Origin of the sequence: Gordonia crocea (assembly GCF_009932435.1) — a bacterium.
GTDB classification, from domain to species: Bacteria; Actinomycetota; Actinomycetes; order Mycobacteriales; family Mycobacteriaceae; genus Gordonia; species Gordonia crocea.
In genome coordinates this window covers 105,951-123,570 of the sequence record NZ_BJOU01000002.1, presented here as the reverse complement: position 1 = coordinate 123,570, position 17,620 = coordinate 105,951, and the positions used below count along the sequence as shown (strand labels likewise).

The window sequence follows — 17,620 nt, the reverse complement described above, 5'->3', positions numbered from 1 at the left end:
GCTGGTCGCGTGCCCGATGACTACTCCACCGATGACACCGACACCGATGAGAGCGCCGGCGTGCCGCAGCACGAATCCGGCGCGTCGTCGTCGCGGATCCGCGACGGCGACGGGCGCCTGTCGCCCGCCTTCCTCGCCACCCTGATCGCGATTCCGGTGATGATCATCGCCGGGTTCGTCACCTTCGCCGTCCTGCGCGGTGACACCACGACTCTCGACTCGATGCCGGCCCAGCCCGGCACCGAGAAGGCCTGCGCCCCGTTCATGGCGGCCCTGCCGGACCGCCTCGGCGACTATGGCGACAAGTCGGTGACCGGTACGTCGGCCCGCTGGCGGGCCCGTAACGGCGACTCGGTCTACGTGCGCTGCGGGGTCGCCCGGCCCGATGGGTTGGCGCCGTCGTCACGGTTGCAGGTGGTCAACGCCGCCCAGTGGTTCATCACCGACGAACGCGACTCCGGCGTCACCTACGTCGCCGTCGACCACCGGCCGTACGTGGCGTTGCGGCTTCCGGCGAACTCCGGCTCCGCGCCGATCACCGACATCACCGCGTTGATCGATCAGCACCTCGAACGGGCGCCGCTGGATCTGCGCTAGCGGATTTCCGGCTTGCGCGAGCGGCCCAGCAGCATCGCGATCGCGTCCGGCACGGTCAGGCCGTCGTGGCAGACCTGGTGCACCGCGTCGGTGAGCGGCATGTCGACGCCGTGGCGCTCGGCCAGGGCGCGCACCGACGAGCAGGACTTCACCCCTTCGGCGACCTGGCCGTTGGTCGCGGCCTGCGCCTCCTCGAGCGTCTTACCCTCTCCGAGGGCGTAGCCGAAGGTGCGGTTGCGCGACAGCGGCGACGCGCAGGTGGCGACGAGGTCGCCCACCCCGGCCAATCCCGCCAGGGTCTGCACGTCGGCGCCGGCGGCCATCCCGAGGCGGATGGTCTCGGCCAGGCCGCGGGTGATGATGGTGGCCAGCGTGTTCTGTCCGAGCCCGACGCCCGCCGCCATCCCGCAGGCCAGCGCGATCACGTTCTTCACCGCGCCGCCCAGTTCGCAGCCGACGACGTCGGTGTTCGTGTAGGGCCGGAAGTAGTTGGTGGAGAACGCCTCCTGCAACTCCACCGCCCGCTGTTCGTCGGCGCAGCCGATGACGGTGGCGGCGGGCTGTCCCGCGGCGACCTCTTTGGCCAGGTTCGGGCCGGACAGGACGGCGATGCGCTGCGCCGGGGCGCCGGTGACGTCGGCGATGACCTCCGACATGCGCATCACCGTCGAGGTTTCCACGCCTTTGGCCAGCGACACATAGGTCATGTCGTCGGTGAGGTGGGGCGACCACTCCACCAGGTTGCCGCGCAGGGACTGCGACGGAACGCCGAGCACGACCACGTCGGCGCCGTCGAGGGCGGCACCGACGTCACTCACCGCGTGCAGCGCCGGCGGCAGATCGATGCCGGGCAGGTAATCGGGGTTCTCGTGCGTGGTGTTGATGGCCTCGGCGAGCTCGGGCCGGCGGGCCCAGATCCGGGTCGGCGTTCCGGCGTCGACGAGCACCTTGGCCACGGTCGTCCCCCACGACCCGGCTCCCATCACAACGGCCTGCACGGTTCTCCCCTTTCACCCGGACATGTCCGTTCAGCCTAGCCTGTGACCGCCCGCCTCACTTCCGATAACGCCGCACCGTTCAGGGCTCGATGAGCTTGCCGCTGCGCGCCAATTCCGGGTCCGTGCAGGAGGACAGGTCGAAGCAGCACGGCCGGCGCTTGCCGGACCGCATCTTGTCGAGCGCGACCTCAACGCGACGCACCCTCGTGTCCGGGTTGCGGGTGGCGCCAATCCAGCGCACCCACTCCCAGCGGGCCATCGGGGTGATGTCGGTCCAGACACCGGCGAGGTCGGGGGCGGCGTCCAGGGCCGCGGCGAAATCCTCGGGGACCACCGGCTCGGGCCAGGCCTTGACCGGCTCGACGCGCACCGACACCACCGTCGCGTCGACGGCGTCGCGTACCTCGTCGACGGGCAACCAGTGCCCGCGCCGCCCGTCCGGCTCGACGACCGTGCCGAACTCCTGCCCGTTCACGGTGATCTCCGCGGCGACCTGCCCCCGCGAGGGCAGCGCGGCACTGGCCTGCGCGGGGAACCGCACCAGTCGTCGGGACCCGATCGTCTCCACGGGTGCCTCGAACTCGATCACCACATCCTCCGTCGCCGCCATCGGGCCTCCCGTCCACAATCCCATCGCTCACGCTACCCGGGCCGGTGGCGCCTCGACGCCCACCTGACATGATGACTTCCATGACGTGGGGCGCGGTGCTGGCGGTGAAACCGTTGTCAGCGGCCAAGTCCCGTCTCGGCGGATCCGACGAGGACCGGGGCGGCCTGGTGCTGGCAATGCTCGACGACGTCCTCGCCGCGGTGACTGCGGCGGGACTGGTCGCACTCGTCGTCACCCCCGACCCGGAGATCGCCTCCCTCGCCGCCGGCGCCGGGGCGCGGGCGGTCGGCGAGCCCGCCGGGGCCGCGGGCCTGAACGCCGCCTTCCAGCACGGCCAGCGCGCACTGCTCGAGCGGGTATCCGCCGTGTCGTCGGTGGTGTTCCTCCAAGCCGACCTGCCCGCCCTCACCGCCACTCAACTGCGGTCCGCCCTCGCCGCCCACACCCGCCTCGTCGAGACGGAGTCGGCACAGTCTTTCGTTGCCGACAGCACCGGTACCGGCACGGCGGCCTTGCTGCGCCCGGCCGACCTGCCCGACGCGCCGTTTTTCGGGTCCGATTCGGCGGCAGCGCACCGTCGCGCGGGAGCCCACGACCTCGTGGCCCGGGCCGCCGAGGCGGCCGGGTGGACGGGCTTGCGACGCGACGTCGACACCCGCGCCGATCTCGCCGATGCGGCCCGAATCGGGGTCGGACCGGCGACCTCGCGGTGGCTGCGCGCACGGTCGTAGGCATGTCCTGCGACACATCGGGCCATGGTGCATGATGATGCGGTGAGTGCCGACGCCCCCGAATCCCCGACGACTACCGGCCCCCTGGAAACCACGGCGATCGACCTGGCCGCCGACTCGGGCCCGGGTGCACCCCCAGCCGCCACCACCCAGCCCGACGAGTCGGCCGACCTGCCCGCCGACCGCTACCTCAACCGTGAGCTGTCCTGGCTCGACTTCAACGCCCGTGTCCTCGCCTTGGCCGAGGACACCTCGCTGCCGCTGCTCGAGCGCGCCAAGTTCCTCGCCATCTTCACGTCGAACCTCGACGAGTTCTTCATGGTCCGCGTCGCCGGTCTCAAACGCCGCGACGAGACGGGCCTGTCGGTACGGTCCGCGGACGGGTTGTCGCCGCGCGAGCAGCTCAAGCGCATCGCCCAGCGCACCCAGTCCATCGCGTCGCGGCAGGCCCGGGTCTTCAACGACTCGGTGAAACCCTCGCTCGACGAGGAAGGCATCCGGATCGTCGCGTGGGCCGACCTCGGCGAGGACGAGCGCACCCGGTTGGTCGGCTACTTCAACGACCAGATCTTCCCGATCCTGACCCCGCTGGCGGTCGACCCGGCCCACCCCTTCCCCTACATCAGCGGCCTCAGCCTGAACCTGGCGGTGACGGTCCGCGACATCTCCGACGGCGCCGAACACTTCGCCCGCGTCAAGGTGCCCGACAACGTGGCCCGCTTCGTGCGCGTCGACCGGCTCGTGGCCGCCGAGGCCAACCCCGTCGTCGACGGACCGGCCGAGGTGGTCTTCCTGCCGCTGGAGGCGCTGATCGCCGCCAATCTGGGCGGGCTGTTCCCGGGGATGGACATCGTCGAGCACCACACCTTCCGGATCACCCGCAACGCCGATTTCGAAGTCGACGAGGACCGCGACGAAGACCTCCTGCAGGCGATGGAGCGCGAGCTGGCCCGCCGCCGGTTCGGGTCGCCGGTCCGGCTGGAGATCGAAGAGGACATGAGCGAGCACATGCTCGAGCTGCTCCTGCGAGAGCTCGACGTCGACCCCGGCGACGTGATCGCCGTGCCCGGTCCGCTCGACCTGTCCGCCCTGTTCCAGATCTACGACGTGGACCGGCCGACCCTCAAAGACCCGCCGTTCGTCCCGGTCACCAACCCCGCGTTCGGCGAGCGCGAGACACCCAAGAGCGTCTTCTCGACCCTGCGCGAGGGCGACGTCCTGGTCCACCACCCGTACGAGTCGTTCTCCACGAGCGTGCAGCGGTTCATCGAACAGGCCGCAGCCGACCCGCAGGTGCTGGCGATCAAGCAGACGCTGTACCGCACGTCGGGCGATTCGCCCATCGTCGACGCCCTGATCTCCGCCGCCGAGGCCGGCAAGCAGGTCGTGGCGCTGGTCGAGATCAAGGCACGCTTCGACGAACAGGCCAACATCAAGTGGGCCCGCAAACTGGAGCAGGCCGGGGTGCACGTCGTCTACGGCCTGATCGGGTTGAAGACCCACTGCAAGACCTGCCTGGTGGTGCGCCGCGAGGGGTCGACGATCCGCCGGTACTGTCACATCGGCACCGGCAACTACAACCCGAAGACCGCGCGTCTCTACGAGGACATCGGACTGTTCACCGCGGCACCCGAAATCGGCGCCGACCTGACCGACCTGTTCAACACGCTGACCGGCTACTCGCGCAAACACACCTACCGCAACCTGTTGGTGGCCCCCGACGGGATCCGCTCGGGAATCGTCGAGCGGATCGGCCGGGAGATCGAGGCCCACCGGGGTGGCGACCCGTCGGCGCGGGTGCGGTTGAAGGCCAACGCGCTCGTCGACGAGCAGATCATCGATGCGCTCTACCGCGCGTCGCAGGCGGGTGTTCCGGTGCAGATCGTCGTCCGCGGCATCTGTGCGCTGCGCCCGGGCATCCCGGGACTGAGCGACAGCATCGAGGTGCGGTCGATTCTCGGCCGCTTCCTCGAGCACTCGCGGGTGTTCCACTTCGGGTCGCAAGACGAGTTCTGGATCGGCAGTGCCGACATGATGCACCGCAACCTCGATCGGCGCATCGAGGTGATGGCCCAGGTCCGGGATCCGCGCCTGACCAAGCAGCTCGACGAGGTCTTCGATTCCGCCCTCGACCCGCGCACGCGGTGCTGGGTGTTGGGCCGCGACGGGAGCTGGACGGCGTCGCCGGGTGCGGGCGCCGAGGTGCGCGACCACCAGACCGAGCTGATGACCCGCTATCGCCGGTCGGCGGCCGGCTCGGCCTAGCGCGGGAGACCGGAATGAACGTGCGTGCGGTCTGGGCAGGCGGCGGGGTGCTGTGGCGTCCGTCCGCGATACACCCGGAGCAGCCCGAGATCGCGGTGATCCACCGCCCGCGCTACGACGACTGGACCCTGCCCAAGGGCAAGACCGAGCCCCGCGAGACGGTTCTCGCCTCGGCGGTGCGCGAGATCGCCGAGGAGACCGGCTACTCCGTCGTGCTCGGCCGCCATCTGCGCCAGGTCACTTACGCGCTCAACGGAGCCAAGCGCAAACACGTGCGGTATTGGGCCGCGCGGGCGACCGGTGGGGAGTTCGCACCCAACAAGGAGGTCGACGACCTGCGTTGGCTTGCCCCCGAGGCGGCCCGAACGGTGCTCACCTACACGCTGGACCGGCTCGTCGTCGACGAGTTCCTCGCGAAACCCGCCGATCTGCACACCTTCCTGTTGGTGCGCCACGCCAAGGCCGGCCGGCGTGCCCGCTACCGCGGGGCGGACCCGGACCGCCCGCTGGAACGGTACGGCCGCCTCCAGGCCGAAGCCTTGGCCGACATGTTGGCGTTGTTCGGCGTGAAGAAGCTCTATGCCGCCGATCGGGCGCGCTGCGTCCAGACCCTCGAGCCGCTGGCCAAGCAACTCGGCGGGCGCAAGATCCACATCGAGCCGTCGTTTTCCGAAGAGGCGTACGCCGAAGACCCGGAGGCGGCCCACAAGCGGATCGTCGCGCTCGCCGCGAAGCGCGATGCGGTGCGCGTCGTCTGCAGTCAGGGCAAGGCGATCGCACCGCTCATGCAGTGGTGGGCGCAGCGCGACGGATTCGCACTGCCGCCCAACCGAAACCGCAAGGCCAGCACGTGGGTGTTGTCGATTGACCACGACGGCCGGGTCGTCGATGTGGAGCACATCGACGACCCCCTGCCCGACTTCGAGTAGCCGGGCAGACCCGACTACTTCTTGGCCGGTGCCTTCTTGGCCGGCGCCTTCTTAGCCGGAGCCTTCTTAGCGGGCGTGGCCTTCTTAGCGGGAGCCTTCTTCGCCGGAGCCGCCTTCTTGGCCGGTGCGGCCTTCTTAGCCGGAGCCTTCTTCGCCGGCGCCGCCTTCTTCGCGGGCGCGGCCTTCTTAGCCGGAGCCTTCTTCGCCGGCGCCGCCTTCTTCGCGGGCGCGGCCTTCTTAGCCGGAGCCTTCTTCGCCGGCGCCGCCTTCTTAGCGGGAGCCTTCTTAGCCGGAGCCTTCTTCGCCGGCGCCGCCTTCTTCGCGGGCGCGGCCTTCTTGGCCGGTGCGGCCTTCTTCGCCGGTGCCGCCTTCTTAGCCGGTGCCGCCTTCTTCGCGGGCGCCGCCTTCTTCGCCGCAGCCGCCGCGTCCGCCGCACCGCGCTTCGCGGCCGGAACCCCTGCCGGGAGCCGAATCTTGCCGGCGATCACCGACTTGAATTGGGCGCCGGGACGGAACGCCGGCACGTTGACCGCACGGACCTTCACCGTCTCGCCGGTGCGCGGGTTGCGTGCCACTCGGGGCGCGCGCTTACGCTTCTCGAACACGCCGAATCCGGTGATGGTCACCTTCTCGCCGCGGTTCACCGCGCGCACAACTGTGTCGATGAACTGCTCGACGGCGTCGGTGGCGGTCTGACGATCCGCCTTGAGCCGCTTGGTCAACTCATCGATGAGTTCTGCTTTGTTCATTTCGACCTCCGCAAGCCTGGATCGTCGGGTGTGTGAACAGCCATTTCACACGAAAAGTGTGGCGTAGCTAACAACACGGTAAACGTCGACTTCACAAAGGTCCATGATCGACGCGCTCCGCGCGCGTCGAATCCGCTTGACCCGCAACCGCTGCGGGACCGGTCGCGGCGTCAGAGAGTCGTCGGCTTGAAGGCCGGTCGGGCGCGCTCGAACAGGTCGATCGCCTCCGCCTCGCGCAGGGTGAGCCCGATGTCGTCGAGCCCCTCCATCAGGCGCCACCGCGTGTAATCGTCGATCTGGAACGGCACGACGAGGTCGCCGGCGGTAACGGTTCGGTCGGCCAGGTCCACGGTCAGTTCGAGACCCGGATCGTTCTCCAGCCGCTTCCACAGCAGCTCGATATCGCCCTGATCCACTTGTCCGGCAAGCAAACCCGCCTTGCCCGAGTTACCGCGGAAGATGTCGGCGAAGCGCGAACTGAGGACGACGCGGAAGCCGAAGTCCATCAGCGCCCAGACCGCGTGCTCGCGCGACGACCCGGTGCCGAAGTCGGGTCCGGCGACCAACACCGAACCGTGCTTGTACGGCTCGGTGTTCAGGATGAAGTCGGGATCCGAGCGCCACGACGAGAACAGCCCGTCTTCGAACCCGGTTCGGGTCACGCGCTTGAGGTACACGGCGGGGATGATCTGGTCGGTGTCGACGTTGCTGCGCCGCAACGGCACCCCGATACCGGTGTGGCTGGTGAGCGGTTCCATGGTGATTCTCCTCGAAAAGCGTTGGGCGGCTACAGGTCCGCCGGAGCCGACAGGGTGCCGCGGACCGCCGTCGCGGCGGCTACGGCCGGTGAGACCAGGTGCGTGCGACCGCCCTTGCCCTGACGGCCCTCGAAGTTGCGGTTCGACGTCGACGCGCAGCGCTCCCCCGGGGCGAGCTGGTCGGGGTTCATGCCCAGACACATCGAGCAACCGGCCTGCCGCCATTCGGCACCGGCCCCGGTGAACACCTCGCCCAGACCCTCCTGCTCGGCCTGTGCGCGCACCTTCATCGACCCGGGGACGATCAGCATCCGCACCCCGTCGGCCACCTTTCGGCCGCGCAGGACTTCCGCGACCGCACGCAAGTCCTCGATGCGTCCGTTGGTGCACGACCCGACGAAGACGGCATCGACCGAGACCTCCCGCAGCGGGGTACCCGGCGTCAGGTCCATGTACTCCAACGCCCGCGCGGCGGCCTGCTTGTCCGTCTCGTCGGGGAAGTCCTCCGGGTCGGGAACCGAAGCACCCAGCGGCAGGCCCTGACCCGGGTTGGTGCCCCAGGTGACGAACGGGGTCAGCGCCGCCCCATCGATGTGGACCTCCGCGTCGAACTCCGCGCCCTCGTCGGTGCGCAGGCTGTCCCAGTACGCGACGGCCTCGTCCCACTCGGCACCGGTCGGCGCGTGCGGACGGCCCCGGAGGAAGTCGTAGGTGGTCTGGTCGGGGGCGATCATCCCGGCCCGGGCACCGGCCTCGATGGACATGTTGCACATCGTCATCCGGGCCTCCATCGACAGTTTCTCGATGGCCGAGCCGCGGTACTCCAGGACATAGCCCTGACCACCGCCGGTACCGATCTTGGCGATCACCGCCAGGATCAGGTCCTTACTGGTGACCCCGGGCGCCAGCTCTCCGTCGACGGTGATGGCCATGGTCTTGAACGGCCGCAGGGACAGTGTCTGCGTGGCCAGGACATGCTCGACCTCCGAGGTGCCGATCCCCATCGCCAGCGCACCGAAGGCGCCGTGCGTCGAGGTGTGGCTGTCGCCGCACACCACCGTCATCCCCGGCTGGGTCAGACCCAGCTGCGGGCCGACGACGTGGACGATCCCCTGCTCGGCATTGCCCATCGGGTAGAGCCGGACGCCGAATTCCGCACAGTTGCGGCGCAGCGTTTCCACCTGCGTCCGCGAGACAGGATCGGCGATCGGCTTGTCGATGTCGACCGTGGGGACGTTGTGGTCCTCGGTGGCAATGGTCAGGTCGGTCCGATGCACCGGCCGGCCCGCCATCCGCAGGCCGTCAAAGGCCTGCGGCGAGGTCACCTCGTGGACGAGGTGCAGGTCGATGTAAATCAGGTCGGGGTTGCGCTGCCCCGATGCGTCGCTCTCGCCGCGCACGACGACATGGTCGTCCCACACTTTCTCGGCGAGCGTGCGGGGCTTGGCCGGGCTGGTGCTCATAGCTCCTCGCTGGGTTTGCCAACAATTGGGCTGCAACTGTTGGAATCTCACTATCTGGACAGATAGTATCGGTCTATGGGAAATAGTACCGCACCCAGGACGGTGAGCGGAATCGGCGTTCTCGACAAGTCTGTCCTCGTACTGCACGCCGTGTCCGCAGCTCCGTGCAACCTCGCCGAACTCTGCGACGCGACCGCCCTCCCGCGCGCCACCGCGCACCGGCTCGCCGTCGGGCTGGAAGCGCACCGGCTGATCGCCCGCGACACCACCGGCCGGTGGATGCCCGGCCCGGCGCTGCGCGAACTGTCCGGGTCGCACGTCGACCGAATCCCCGACGCCGCGGTCACCATCCTGCCGCGGCTGCGGGAGATCACCGGCGAATCGGTGCAGATCTACCGCCGGGACGGGGCCGAACGCATCTGCGTCGCCGCACTCGAACCGCCCAGCGGCCTGCGCGACACCGTTCCCGTCGGCACCCGGCTGCCGATGACCGCCGGTTCGGCGGCCAAGGTCCTCCTCGCCTGGGCGCCCGACGGCGTCCGGACACCACTCCTCGACGACAGCGTCTTCGCCGAACGCACCCTGGCCGAGGTGCGCAAGAAGGGCTGGGCGCAGAGCGTCGCCGAACGCGCCGCCGGGGTGGCCAGCATCTCCGCCCCCATCCGCGACGGGGACGGCGAGGTCGTCGCCGCGATCTCGGTATCCGGTCCGATCGAGCGGATCGGGCGGCGTCCGGGCGCCCGGTGGGCGGCCGACCTGCTCGCCGCCGCAGACGCGCTGGAGGAACGGTTGGGCCACGCCCCGGACTGACCCGCCCCGGACTGACCGCCCCGGACTGACCGCAACCGCCGGCCGGGAACCGATAGGGTCCAGGAATGGGAAGCAACCAACGCAGCCAGATCGTCATGTCCGACGACGAGATCGCCACGTTCATCGACCAGCAGCGCACGGCCACCCTGGCCACAACCGGCGCCGACGGCGCGATCCACCTCGTCGCCATGTGGTACGGCGTGATCGACGGCGAGCTGTGGTTCGAGACGAAGGCCAAGTCGCAGAAGGCGGTGAACCTGCGCCGCACCGCGAAGTGCTCGGTGCTGATCGAAGACGGACTGACCTATGACACCCTGCGGGGGGTCGCCATCGAGGGAACCGCCGAGATCTACGACGACCCCGAGCACGCACTGGCCACGGGGATCAGCGTCTGGGAGCGGTACAACGGCCCCTACTCCGAGGAGATCCGACCGCTGGTCGACCAGATGATGCACAAGCGCGTCTCGGTCCGGATCCGCGCCGAACGCACCCGGAGCTGGGACCACCGCAAGCTCGGCCTGCCGGCCATGCCGGTGGCCGGGTCTACCGCGCCGTTCCTAACCGCACCGGACCAGCAGTAGCGGCCCGCGGCTCGGCTGCCGCCGGCGCCACGACCTCCGGACTGAGGTCGAGCCGCCGCAACAATTGGGCGTTGAGCGCGACGACGATCGTCGACAACGACATCAGCACCGCGCCCACCGACATCGGCAGCACGAAACCGACGGGGGCGAGCACTCCCGCCGCCAGCGGGACCGCGACCAGGTTGTACCCGGCCGCCCACCACAGGTTCTGCCTCATCTTGCGGTAGGCCGCCGCGGACAGCTCGATCACCGCGACGACCGACCGCGGGTCGTCGCTGGCCAGCACCACTCCCGCCGATGCGATGGCCACGTCGGTCCCCGCTCCGATGGCGATGCCGACGTCGGCCTGCGCCAGGGCCGGCGCGTCGTTCACCCCGTCGCCGACCATGGCCACGCGGTGCCCCTCCTGCTGCAGGCCGGCGATCGTCGACGCCTTGTCCTGCGGACGGACGCCGGCGAACACCCGGTCGATGCCCAGGTCGGCGGCCACCGACCGCGCCACCGCCTCGGCGTCGCCGGTGATCATCACCACCGCCACCCCGCGCCGGTGGAGCTCGGCCACCGCCGCGAAGGATTCCGGCCGGACCGCGTCGGCCAACCGCAGCGCGCCGACGACCACCCCGTCGACGAGGACGTGCAGAATGATGGCGCCCTCGTCGCGCCAGTCATCGGCGACGGGGAGTTCGGCCGCCGCCTCCTCGTCGAGCAGGTGCGGCCCGCCCACCCGCACAAGGCGTCCATCGACGCGGGCACTGACCCCGACCGCCGCCGACGAGGCGAAGTCGGTCGCCGACCGCACCGTCAGGCCGCGCTCGGCGCCGGCGGAGACGATGGCCCGGGCGAGGGGATGCTCCGAATCCGCCTCCGCCGATGCCGCCAGGGCGAGCACATCGTCGGCCGCCCACCCCGGTGCCGGCTCGACGGCGGTGACGGCCGGATTGCCCTTCGTCAGCGTCCCGGTCTTGTCGAAGACCACCGTGTCCACGGTGCGCATGCTTTCCAGCGCGAGGCGGTCGGTGACCAGCACCCCGCTGCGCGCCGCCCGCTCGGTCGCGATGGACACCACCAGCGGGATGGCCAGCCCGAGCGCATGCGGGCAGGCGATCACGAGCACGGTGATCACCCGCACGACCGCCTCGTCGGGGTTGCCCAGCAGCGTCCAGACCACCCCGGTGACGGCGGCGGCGCCGAGCGCGAACCAGAACAACCATCCAGCCGCCCGGTCGGCGAGACGCTGGGCGCGCGACGACGAGTTCTGCGCCTGCGCGACGAGCCGGGAGATCCCTGCCAGCGCCGTGTCCTCCCCGACCGCGGTGACCTCGACCCGCAACCCGGAGTCGGTGGCCACGGTGCCGGCCACGACCCGGTCGCCGACCTCGCGGCGCACCGGCCTCGACTCGCCGGTGAGCATCGACTCGTCGACGTCGGCGCTCCCGGCGACCACCTCGCCGTCGGCTGGGATCCGCCCGCCGGGCCGGACGACGACGATGTCGCCGAGGGCGAGTTCGGCCGGTGCCACGGTGACCGTTGAATCGCCCTCGACCCGCTCGGCCTCATCGGGCAGGAGCGCGGCCAGTGAGTCGAGCGCCGAGGTGGTCTGCGCGAGCGAGCGCATCTCGATCCAGTGGCCGAGCAGCATGATGACGATCAGCAGTGCGAGTTCCCACCAGAAGTCGAGCTCGTGGTCGAGCAGACCCAGGCTCGCACCCCAGGAGGCGAGGAACGCGACGGTGATCGCCAGCGCGATGAGCAGCATCATGCCGGGCCGGCGGGCCCGGATCTCGCCGACCGCGCCGGTCAGGAACGGGGCCCCGCCCCAGACGTACATGACGGTGCCGAGCACCGGGGAGATCCACGTCGCCCACGTCGGCACCTCGTAGCCGACGAGCATGGCGAACATCGGCGAGAAGGCGACCGTCGGGATCGCGACCACCGCCATGATCGCGAACAGGCGGCGGTACCGCGCCACGTGGCCGCTGTGGTCGTGCGCGCTGTGGTCATGTGCGCTGTGGCTGTGCGCGGCGTTCGCGCTGTGATCGGTGTGCCCGTGATGAGCATGGTGCTCGTCGTGGTCGTGTGCGCTGTGATCGTGCCCGGCTGTCATGGCCGCTCCGCTCGTCGCCAGATGATTCCATCCACCGCGAATCATACCCCTATGGGGTATTTCCTCCAGACGCCCCGATTCGCCGACTAGGCCCTCATCTTCGCCGAGTGGGCCCTCATCTTCGCCGACTGGGCCCTCATCTTCGCCGACTGGGCCCTGATTCCTGCCGACTGGGCCCTGACCCCGGCCGACAAAAAGAGGCGCCTCCACCGAATACTCGGTGGAGGCGCCTCCGTTGTACCCCCTACGGGATTTGAACCCGCGTTACCGCCTTGAGAGGGCGGCGTCCTAGGCCGCTAGACGAAGGGGGCCTGAACAACTCCTCGGTGCGAATCCGTTCCCGCAAGCGGGTCCGAACAGACCGTGAAGTCCGCTGGGGTACCAGGACTCGAACCTAGAATGGCTGAACCAGAATCAGCTGTGTTGCCAATTACACCATACCCCAATGGGTTCCAATCTCCGGGTGTCACCACCCGGCGAATGGGCCGAGAAGTAGGTTAGCAGGATGGCGGCCAAATAGCACAAACGAGCAGGTCGCAACCACTATTTCGCATACTTCGCATGGGCGTCGCGCAACCGCTGGAGCGACTTGTCGGCACCGAGCACCGTCATCGACTCGTACAGCGGCGGGCTCACCGCCGCCCCGGTGACCGCGACGCGCACCGGCCCGAACGCCTTGCGGGGTTTGAGCTCGAGTCCGTCCACCAGCGCAGACTTCAGCGCGGCCTCGATCGTCGGGGTATCCCACGGCGCCAGCCCGTCGAGCGCGGTGATCGCGGCGTCGAGCACCGGCGCGGCGTCGGCACCGAGGTTCTTCGCCGCCGACTTCTCGTCGATGACGAAGTCGGCGTCGTCGACGTAGTGGAACTTGATCAGATCCCACGCGTCACCGAGGACCTGGATGCGCGTCTGGATCAGTTCGGCGAGCGCCTCGAACGCCGGGTCGCCGACGGGGGACTCGGCGAATCGGCCCTGGGCCACCAGGTAGTCACCCAGGCGCGAGGCGAAATCGGCCGGCGCCAGCATCCGGATGTGCTCGGCGTTGATCGCCTCCGCCTTGCGCTCGTCGAAGCGGGCCGGGTTGGAGTTCACATCGCCGATGTCGAAGGCCTCGATCATCTGCTCGAGGGTGAACACATCGGTGTCGCCGCTGAACCCCCACCCGAGCAGCGCCAGGTAGTTCAACAGCCCCTCAGGCAGGAAGCCGCGGTCGCGGTGGTGGAACAGGCTCGACTGCGGATCCCGCTTGGACAGCTTGCGGTTGCCCTCCCCCATGACGAACGGGAGGTGCCCGAACTGCGGGACGCCGTCGGCGACGCCGATCCGCTCGAGCGCCCGATACAGCGCGATCTGGCGCGGGGTCGACGAGAGCAGGTCCTCGCCGCGCAGCACGTGGGTGATCTTCATCATGGCGTCATCGACGGGGTTGACGAGCGTGTAGAGCGGGTCGCCGCTGGCGCGGCTGAGCGCGAAGTCGGGTACCGTGCCGGCCTTGATCGTCGTATCCCCGCGCACGAGATCGGTCCAGGTGATGTCCTCGTCGGGCATCCGCAACCGCACCACCGGGTTACGACCATCGGCCCGATAGGCGGCCCGCTGCTCATCGGTCAGATCACGGTCGAAGTTGTCGTAGCCCAGTTTGGGATCGCGCCCGGCCGCCCGGTGGCGCGCCTCGACCTCCTCGGGGGTCGAAAAGGCCTCGTAGGCCTCTCCCGCCTCGAGCAGGCGGGCGACGACGTCGCGGTGGATGTCGCGGCGCTCCGACTGGCGGTACGGACCGTAGGGGCCGCCGACCTCGGGGCCCTCGTCCCACTGCAGGCCCAGCCAGCGCAGCGCATCGAGAATCGCGGCATAACTCTCCTCGCTGTCGCGCGCGGAGTCGGTGTCCTCGATGCGGAAGACGAAGTCACCGCCGTTGTGGCGGGCGTAGGCGTAGTTGAACAGCGCGGTGCGGATCAGCCCGACGTGCGGGGTGCCGGTGGGCGACGGACAGAAGCGGACGCGAACAGTGCTGGTCATGGCGTCAACGGTAGCGAATCCCGCCGGACGCCCGACGACCGGCGTCAGTGCTTGGCCAGGAACTCCAGCAGCAGCTCGTTGACCCGTGCGGGCTGCTCCAGGTAGCCGAAATGACCGGCCTTGTCGACCACGGCGTATTCGGCGCCCGGAATCACGTCGGCCACCTCGCGGGCCAGGAACTCCGGCAGTGTTCGGTCGTCGGCGAACCCGACGACGAGGGACGGGCGGGTGATCTGCCGATACGCCTCGAGCCGATCGGCCTCTTCCTCGTGCACGCCCAGCTGGGCGCGAACCCCGGGGGTGACGCGTTGCGGCGAGAAGGCGATGATGTCGAGCCAATCGCGCGCGGACCGGTCGTCGGCCAGCGTGTGCGGCGACAGGTTGAGATGGGCGGTGACCGCGGCGACGTAGTCGGAGGGCAACTCGACGCCCTGGTCGTACAGGGCGCGCTCCCCCGCGCTGAACGCGCTCACCATCGGTGTGGGCCGCCCGTAGGTCGCCAACATCGTCGCCGAGCGGACCACGTCGGGTCGCGCCAGCGCCAGCTCCTGGGTGACCCGCGCGCCCAGCGACGTCCCGACGACATGCGCCGGGCCGGCGTCGAGGTGCTCAATGAGGGCGGCGGTGTCGGCGACCATGTCGTCGATGCTGAATCCCGTCGCGCATTCCGACGACGGGGCGATCCCGCGGTTGTCGAAGGTGACCGTGCGGTATCCGGCACGGACCAGGGCGGGGACCTGGTTGGCCTTCCACACGCGTCCGGGGCTGCCGGTGCCCATCACCATGACGACGAGTTCTCCGGCGCCGCCGGAGTCCTCGTAGGAGAGGGTGATCCCGTTGACCTGGGCGAGGGTCGGTGCGGCCGGTCTGGTCACTTATCGACCACCGGGTTGCTCAGCGTGCCGAGTCCGGCGACCGTGACCGACACCCGTTCGCCCGCAACCATCGGCCCGATCCCCTCCGGGGTGCCGGTCAGGATCACATCGCCGGGCAGCAACGTCATCACCGCGGACACCCATTCGACGAGGGATCCCACGTCGTGCAGCATCAGCGAGGTCCGCGACTCCTGCTTGACCGAGGTCTGGCCGTCGAGGCCGGTCAGCTCGGTGCGGATCGCCACATCCGACGGGTCGAACTCGGTCTCGATCCACGGGCCCAGCGGGCAGAACGTGTCATACCCCTTGGCACGGGTCCACTGGCCGTCGAGCTTCTGCTGGTCGCGCGCCGTGACGTCGTTGGCGACCGTGTAGCCGAGGATCGCATCCTTGGCGGCACTCGCCGCGACGTCCTTGCACGGTCGGCCGATGACCACCGCCAGTTCGCCCTCGTAGTCGACCCGCTCCGCCGACGGCGGGCGCACGATGGGCACTTCCGGACCGATGATCGAGGTATTGGGCTTGAGGAAGATGACCGGTGTCTCCGGCGCCTCCGATCCCATCTCGGCCGCGTGGGCCGCGTAGTTCTTTCCCACGCAGATCACCTTCGACGCCAAGATCGGCGCGAGCACCCGCACGTCGGCCAACGGCCAACTGCGGCCGGTGAACGTCGGCGCGCCGAAGGGGTGCTCGGCGATCTCCCGTGCGGTCTCCGCCCCGGATTCACCCTCGATTGCAGCGAAGGCCACGCCATCCCGGGTGGCCACACGTCCTAGTCGCATGCCCGCCAGCCTATCCCACGTTCCGGGATCCCCTCTCGCCGACCGCTCTGGGCGAGTTCTACACTATGAAACTGTCCGTCTCATTCTATGAGACTCGCGATCCGACGAGCCTGTCGCGTTACGGCGCCGACATCAGAGGGGAGCCCGCGTGACCAGCCCATCACCGGCAACCGCCACCAGCACCCGACGGTGGGTCATCCTGGCGAGTTCCCTGCTCGCAGCCATGGCCACCACCTGCCTCGCCAGTGGCGTCGCCTTTCTCATCCCCCGGCTGCACCAGGACGGGATGTCGTTGCCGGCCGCCTCGGTCCTCGCCTCGGCGCCGATGGTCGGCATGGTCGCAACCACCCTGCTGTGGGGTTGGGCACTCGACCGCGTCGGTGAGCGCACCATCCTGGTCCTGTCTTTGTCACTCACCGTCGCCGCGACAGTGGCGACGACGGCCGCCTCCGCGCTGCACGCGCCGGCGTGGGCGTTGTGGATCGGACTGTTCGCCGCGGGCGCCGTTGCCGCGTCGACGAATGGCGCCAGCGGGCGCATCGTCGTCGGCTGGTTCCCTGCGCACCAGCGCGGCACCGCGATGGGAATCCGCCAGATGGCCCAGCCGCTGGGCGTGGGCGTCACCGGCTTGACCGTCCCCGTGCTCGCCCAGCGGTTCGGCACCACCGCGGGGTTCGTCGTGTTCGTCGTCGTCGCCGTCGTCGCGCTGGTGGCAACCGTGCTGTGGATCGTCGATCCCCCGCATCCGGATTCGCCGACCGAGTCCGGCGGCACGAACCCGTACCGGCGCGGGTCCTTCTTGGTCCGCGTCCACGCCGTGAGCGTGCTGTTGGTCATCCCCCAGGTGGCGCTGTGGACCTTCGTGCCCGCCTGGCTGATCATCGCGCGCCACTGGCCGCCGTTGCAGGTCGGGATCGCGGTGACCGCCACCCAAGTCGTCGCGGCACTCGGGCGCATCGTCGCGGGGCGTTGGTCCGACGCCTGGGGGTCGCGGATGCGGCCGATCCGGATCATCGCCGCGGCCGCCACACTCCTCATGGCCGCATTGGCCGCCACCGACGCGATCAACAGCCCGGTGGCGGTGCTTGTCATGGTCGCGGCGTCGATCGTGGTCGTCGCCGACAACGGTCTGGCCTTCACCGCGATTGCCGAGTACGCCGGCCCCGCGTGGAGCGGTCGCGGCCTGGCCATCCAGAACACCAGCCAGTACATCGCCAGTGCCGCGTCGGTCCCGCTCATCGCCGCGGTCATCGACGGCCACGGCTATGCCTGGGCCTATGCCCTGTGCGCCCTGCCCCCGCTGATCGGACTGGCCCTCGTCCCCCGCGACCCCCGCTGATCCACGAGGG

Annotated in this window: 16 protein-coding genes and 2 tRNA genes; 7 read left to right on the top strand and 11 right to left on the bottom strand. The window is 69.7% G+C overall.

Annotated elements, in window-relative coordinates:
- The first annotated feature begins 9 nt into the window (after window positions 1–9).
- On the top strand, window positions 10–597 hold the full coding sequence (locus nbrcactino_RS12245) for a DUF3515 domain-containing protein (protein ID WP_228460850.1): 588 nt from the start codon (window positions 10–12) through the stop codon (window positions 595–597).
- Here nbrcactino_RS12245 and nbrcactino_RS12240 read toward each other — a convergent pair.
- Both nbrcactino_RS12240 and nbrcactino_RS12235 read right to left on the bottom strand, forming a co-directional pair.
- The gene (locus tag nbrcactino_RS12240) at window positions 594–1,595 is read right to left on the bottom strand and encodes an NAD(P)H-dependent glycerol-3-phosphate dehydrogenase (RefSeq protein ID WP_161927836.1); all 1,002 of its coding nucleotides are present in this window, start codon (window positions 1,593–1,595) and stop codon (window positions 594–596) included. The genes nbrcactino_RS12245 and nbrcactino_RS12240 overlap by 4 nt on opposite strands.
- A gap of 79 nt (window positions 1,596–1,674) precedes the next feature.
- The gene (locus nbrcactino_RS12235) at window positions 1,675–2,205 is read right to left on the bottom strand and encodes a YdeI/OmpD-associated family protein (protein WP_161927835.1); all 531 of its coding nucleotides are present in this window, start codon (window positions 2,203–2,205) and stop codon (window positions 1,675–1,677) included.
- Between the two features lie 80 nt (window positions 2,206–2,285).
- Here nbrcactino_RS12235 and cofC point away from each other — a divergent pair, with 80 nt between their 5' ends.
- The 3 genes from cofC to nbrcactino_RS12220 are packed head-to-tail and all read left to right on the top strand — an operon-like array spanning window position 2,286 to window position 6,130.
- Entirely contained in the window at window positions 2,286–2,936 is a 651-nt protein-coding gene (cofC, locus tag nbrcactino_RS12230; RefSeq protein ID WP_228460849.1) for a 2-phospho-L-lactate guanylyltransferase, read from the top strand.
- Between the two features lie 24 nt (window positions 2,937–2,960).
- Window positions 2,961–5,201: an RNA degradosome polyphosphate kinase gene (locus tag nbrcactino_RS12225; protein ID WP_161927834.1), complete on the top strand. Its 2,241-nt coding sequence runs from the start codon at window positions 2,961–2,963 to the stop codon at window positions 5,199–5,201.
- 14 nt (window positions 5,202–5,215) lie between these two features.
- Window positions 5,216–6,130 carry an NUDIX hydrolase gene (locus nbrcactino_RS12220; protein WP_161927833.1) on the top strand — a complete coding sequence of 305 codons (915 nt, stop codon included), beginning with the start codon at window positions 5,216–5,218 and terminating at the stop codon, window positions 6,128–6,130.
- A gap of 14 nt (window positions 6,131–6,144) precedes the next feature.
- Here nbrcactino_RS12220 and nbrcactino_RS12215 read toward each other — a convergent pair whose 3' ends face one another.
- From nbrcactino_RS12215 to leuC, 3 genes are all read right to left on the bottom strand, one after another.
- On the bottom strand, window positions 6,145–6,879 hold the full coding sequence (locus nbrcactino_RS12215; RefSeq protein ID WP_161927832.1) for an HU family DNA-binding protein: 735 nt from the start codon (window positions 6,877–6,879) through the stop codon (window positions 6,145–6,147).
- A gap of 170 nt (window positions 6,880–7,049) precedes the next feature.
- A complete protein-coding gene (gene leuD, locus nbrcactino_RS12210) occupies window positions 7,050–7,637 on the bottom strand; it encodes a 3-isopropylmalate dehydratase small subunit (protein WP_161927831.1) in 588 nt (195 codons plus the stop codon).
- Window positions 7,638–7,666: 29 nt separating this feature from the next.
- The gene (leuC, locus tag nbrcactino_RS12205) at window positions 7,667–9,100 is read right to left on the bottom strand and encodes a 3-isopropylmalate dehydratase large subunit (RefSeq protein WP_161927830.1); all 1,434 of its coding nucleotides are present in this window, start codon (window positions 9,098–9,100) and stop codon (window positions 7,667–7,669) included.
- Between the two features lie 75 nt (window positions 9,101–9,175).
- Between leuC and nbrcactino_RS12200 the strand changes: the two genes are divergently transcribed.
- Together nbrcactino_RS12200 and nbrcactino_RS12195 are read left to right on the top strand one after the other, a co-directional pair.
- On the top strand, window positions 9,176–9,910 hold the full coding sequence (locus nbrcactino_RS12200) for an IclR family transcriptional regulator (RefSeq protein WP_161927829.1): 735 nt from the start codon (window positions 9,176–9,178) through the stop codon (window positions 9,908–9,910).
- Window positions 9,911–9,975: 65 nt separating this feature from the next.
- On the top strand, window positions 9,976–10,491 hold the full coding sequence (locus nbrcactino_RS12195) for a PPOX class F420-dependent oxidoreductase (RefSeq protein ID WP_161927828.1): 516 nt from the start codon (window positions 9,976–9,978) through the stop codon (window positions 10,489–10,491).
- Here the strand turns inward: nbrcactino_RS12195 and nbrcactino_RS12190 are convergent.
- The 6 genes from nbrcactino_RS12190 to nbrcactino_RS12165 all read right to left on the bottom strand — a co-directional run bounded on the left by nbrcactino_RS12190 (window position 10,454) and on the right by nbrcactino_RS12165 (window position 16,271).
- Window positions 10,454–12,595 (bottom strand): heavy metal translocating P-type ATPase, encoded by a 2,142-nt coding sequence (locus nbrcactino_RS12190; protein WP_161927827.1) that lies wholly within the window; start codon window positions 12,593–12,595, stop codon window positions 10,454–10,456. The genes nbrcactino_RS12195 and nbrcactino_RS12190 overlap by 38 nt on opposite strands.
- A 238-nt stretch (window positions 12,596–12,833) precedes the next feature.
- A tRNA-Glu gene (locus nbrcactino_RS12185) sits at window positions 12,834–12,906 on the bottom strand.
- 62 nt (window positions 12,907–12,968) lie between these two features.
- Window positions 12,969–13,040 (bottom strand) — tRNA-Gln (locus nbrcactino_RS12180).
- A gap of 98 nt (window positions 13,041–13,138) precedes the next feature.
- A complete protein-coding gene (gene gltX, locus nbrcactino_RS12175) occupies window positions 13,139–14,614 on the bottom strand; it encodes a glutamate--tRNA ligase (protein ID WP_161927826.1) in 1,476 nt (491 codons plus the stop codon).
- A 44-nt stretch (window positions 14,615–14,658) separates the two neighbouring features.
- Window positions 14,659–15,489 (bottom strand): alpha/beta fold hydrolase, encoded by an 831-nt coding sequence (locus nbrcactino_RS12170; protein WP_161927825.1) that lies wholly within the window; start codon window positions 15,487–15,489, stop codon window positions 14,659–14,661.
- Entirely contained in the window at window positions 15,486–16,271 is a 786-nt protein-coding gene (locus tag nbrcactino_RS12165; RefSeq protein WP_161927824.1) for a fumarylacetoacetate hydrolase family protein, read from the bottom strand. Before nbrcactino_RS12165 ends, nbrcactino_RS12170 begins: the two co-directional genes overlap by 4 nt.
- A gap of 148 nt (window positions 16,272–16,419) precedes the next feature.
- Between nbrcactino_RS12165 and nbrcactino_RS12160 the strand changes: the two genes are divergently transcribed.
- The gene (locus nbrcactino_RS12160; RefSeq protein ID WP_161927823.1) at window positions 16,420–17,610 is read left to right on the top strand and encodes an MFS transporter; all 1,191 of its coding nucleotides are present in this window, start codon (window positions 16,420–16,422) and stop codon (window positions 17,608–17,610) included.
- Window positions 17,611–17,620 lie beyond the last annotated feature (10 nt).

What these genes read in the sequence shown, in the direction of transcription:
- gltX (WP_161927826.1), bottom strand. Translation starts at nt 14,614, where the DNA reads ATGACCAGCACTGTTCGCGTCCGCTTCTGTCCGTCGCCCACCGGCACC.
- nbrcactino_RS12165 (WP_161927824.1), bottom strand. Translation starts at nt 16,271, where the DNA reads ATGCGACTAGGACGTGTGGCCACCCGGGATGGCGTGGCCTTCGCTGCA.
- nbrcactino_RS12215 (WP_161927832.1), bottom strand. Translation starts at nt 6,879, where the DNA reads ATGAACAAAGCAGAACTCATCGATGAGTTGACCAAGCGGCTCAAGGCG.
- leuD (WP_161927831.1), bottom strand. Translation starts at nt 7,637, where the DNA reads ATGGAACCGCTCACCAGCCACACCGGTATCGGGGTGCCGTTGCGGCGC.
- cofC (WP_228460849.1), top strand. Translation starts at nt 2,286, where the DNA reads ATGACGTGGGGCGCGGTGCTGGCGGTGAAACCGTTGTCAGCGGCCAAG.
- nbrcactino_RS12190 (WP_161927827.1), bottom strand. Translation starts at nt 12,595, where the DNA reads ATGACAGCCGGGCACGATCACAGCGCACACGACCACGACGAGCACCAT.
- nbrcactino_RS12225 (WP_161927834.1), top strand. Translation starts at nt 2,961, where the DNA reads ATGGTGCATGATGATGCGGTGAGTGCCGACGCCCCCGAATCCCCGACG.
- nbrcactino_RS12200 (WP_161927829.1), top strand. Translation starts at nt 9,176, where the DNA reads ATGGGAAATAGTACCGCACCCAGGACGGTGAGCGGAATCGGCGTTCTC.
- nbrcactino_RS12195 (WP_161927828.1), top strand. Translation starts at nt 9,976, where the DNA reads ATGGGAAGCAACCAACGCAGCCAGATCGTCATGTCCGACGACGAGATC.
- nbrcactino_RS12235 (WP_161927835.1), bottom strand. Translation starts at nt 2,205, where the DNA reads ATGGCGGCGACGGAGGATGTGGTGATCGAGTTCGAGGCACCCGTGGAG.
- leuC (WP_161927830.1), bottom strand. Translation starts at nt 9,100, where the DNA reads ATGAGCACCAGCCCGGCCAAGCCCCGCACGCTCGCCGAGAAAGTGTGG.
- nbrcactino_RS12220 (WP_161927833.1), top strand. Translation starts at nt 5,216, where the DNA reads ATGAACGTGCGTGCGGTCTGGGCAGGCGGCGGGGTGCTGTGGCGTCCG.